This is a genomic window from Methanobrevibacter sp. (genome assembly GCF_045126245.1).
Taxonomy (GTDB): domain Archaea; phylum Methanobacteriota; class Methanobacteria; order Methanobacteriales; family Methanobacteriaceae; genus Methanocatella.
In genome coordinates this window covers 1-2,351 of the sequence record NZ_JBGVOG010000033.1, presented here as the reverse complement: position 1 = coordinate 2,351, position 2,351 = coordinate 1, and the positions used below count along the sequence as shown (strand labels likewise).

2 protein-coding genes are annotated in these 2,351 nt (G+C 38.8%); both read left to right on the top strand.

Annotated features, from left to right (window positions below):
* A partial coding sequence (locus ACJMLZ_RS02500; protein WP_405303794.1) for a TolC family protein occupies positions 1–562 on the top strand: 562 nt, incomplete at its 5' end.
* Between the two features lie 206 nt (positions 563–768).
* Positions 769–2,121 carry an ATP-binding protein gene (locus ACJMLZ_RS02495; RefSeq protein WP_405303793.1) on the top strand — a complete coding sequence of 451 codons (1,353 nt, stop codon included), beginning with the start codon at positions 769–771 and terminating at the stop codon, positions 2,119–2,121.
* The last annotated feature ends 230 nt before the right edge of the window (positions 2,122–2,351 follow it).

The following is a 2,351-nucleotide window of genomic DNA, read 5'->3' as shown; positions in this document are numbered from 1 at the left end:
TTCAGAAACAACCTATCCGCAAGTAAAGGAGATAACCGATTTCAATACCTTGCGTGATGAAGTCGTGGCTTCTGACCTTGATTTGCAAGCGTTGTCGTTTGCTACCAAGGCGGCCGAAAAGCAAGTATCTGTGAACAAGCAAGATTGGCTTCCGAAACTTCAGGCAGGTTTCCGTCGCAATACCGATAGTGAAATGTCCATGAATGGTTTTGTAGTAGGTGGTTCCATTCCTTTGTTCTCCAACCGCAAGAAAGTGCAGATAGCCAAGGCGCAAGCCCTCAGTGCCCAGTTGATGCAGGAAGATGCCCGTCTGCAAGTGGAAAACAACCTTATGGCACTCTTTAACGAAATGCAACAACTTAAGGAGGCCATGAATGCTTACGACATGCCATTGTTATACAAGTCGCTCGACCTCTTGAAGCAAGCCTTGAAGGAAGGTCAGATATCGTTGATTGAATATTTCGTTGAGGCCGAATCGGTGTATAAGAATCTCCAGGCACGCATGCAATTGGAGAACCAATACCAGAAGGTCATGGCTTCGATTTATAAGAATGAATTGTAAGTAGCTTCACTTTATCACTTGCGGCATTCCCTCAATGAGCGATGGTTTAATCAAAATCGTCTCTCATTGAGGGATTTTTATTGTTTGGATACATCTTTTCATGGTGCTTATTTTGTCATAATCTCAATTTGGTGTATATTTGCAATGTTTGATAATCTCAATTTGGTGTATTGTTAGATTGTTTGATAATCTCAATATGGTGTGATATGAAACGGAAAATTTATGATAGATTGCTGAAATGGAAGCTGGAAAGTCAAGGCGAAACGGCTCTGTTGATTGATGGTGCCCGACGTGTAGGAAAAAGTTACATTGTACGTGAGTTTGCTCAAAAGGAATACAAAAGTTATATCTTTATAGATTTCAATAAAGCCAATGCGGAAATAAAAAAGCTGTTTGAAGACTATTTGGATAACCTTGATACTTTTTTTATGTATTTGAGTGCCTACACTTCTACTCCTTTGTATGAAAGGCAGTCAGTTATTGTATTTGATGAGGTTCAGCAATATCCTAAGGCAAGAGCTGCTATCAAATATTTGGTTGAAGATGGAAGATATGACTATGTAGAGACTGGCTCGTTAGTTTCCATTAAAAAGAATGTGGAAAATATCGTCATTCCTTCCGAGGAAGAACATATCAAGATGTACCCGATGGATTTTGAAGAATTCTTATGGGCTATGGAAGAAGAAATGTTGATGCCTTTTGTTAATGCTTGTTTTGAAACCAAAAAGGAGATGGGTCAGATGATGCATCGGAAGGCAATGGATTATTTCCGCCAGTATATGATTGTGGGTGGAATGCCTCAAGCGGTAGACAAATATGTAAAGACCAGGAATTTCAGTAGTGTAGATAAGGTAAAGCGCCAGATTTTGGAACTTTACCGGAATGACATATCCAAGTTTGCCAAAGGGTATGACACAAAAGTAAAGAGCATTTTTGAGGAAATACCTTCCCAGTTGCAGAAGCATGAGAAAAAATTCCGACTATCGGCTTTGAAGGAAGGAGCACGTTCAAGGGATTATGAAACGGCTTTCTTCTGGCTGGACGATGCTATGATTATCAATACATGCTATAATACTACAGAACCGAGTATTGGATTGAACTTGAACAAAGAGACTTCTACCATGAAATGTTACATGGCCGACACGGGATTGCTTATCAGTCATGCTTTTGATGAAAACGACATTGTGTCTGAAGAGTTGTATCGGAAGATTATGCTTGATAAATTGGAGATGAACAATGGTATGATTGTTGAAAACATTGTAGCGCAGATGCTTCGTACGGCTGGTCATAAGCTTTATTTTTATTCCAATCCGAATATGTCGGATAAGGATTCACGGATGGAGATTGATTTTCTGATAGCGAAAAGCAAGGTGACAAGCCGTCACAACATATCTCCGATTGAGGTAAAGTCTTCTTCACGATATACTTTGACTTCATTAAGGAAGTGCCTTGCCAAATATGCCAGTTATCTGTCAACACCTTATGTCATCCATGCATCTGATTTGAAAGTGGAAGATGGAATAACTTATTTGCCTCTCTATATGGTGCCATTTTTATAAGCCGTTTAAATAATTTGTCCCTCAATGAGCGATGGTTTTAATAGTAATCGTCCCTCATTGAGGGATTTTTATTGTTTGTCGCAAATGATTTTTTCGTATTGTCTTCATCTATTTTTAAATCATCAGTGTTAATCCGTAAAACATCTCTGATAATTAGCTAAATACCACCGTTGATTAGCGAAACCACACTGATGATTTAAAAATGGGTTTGCTTCTTTTTGAAAATAGAA

Excerpts from the sequence above, each read along its gene's own strand:
- ACJMLZ_RS02495 (WP_405303793.1), top strand. The coding sequence starts at position 769 with ATGAAACGGAAAATTTATGATAGATTGCTGAAATGGAAGCTGGAAAGT.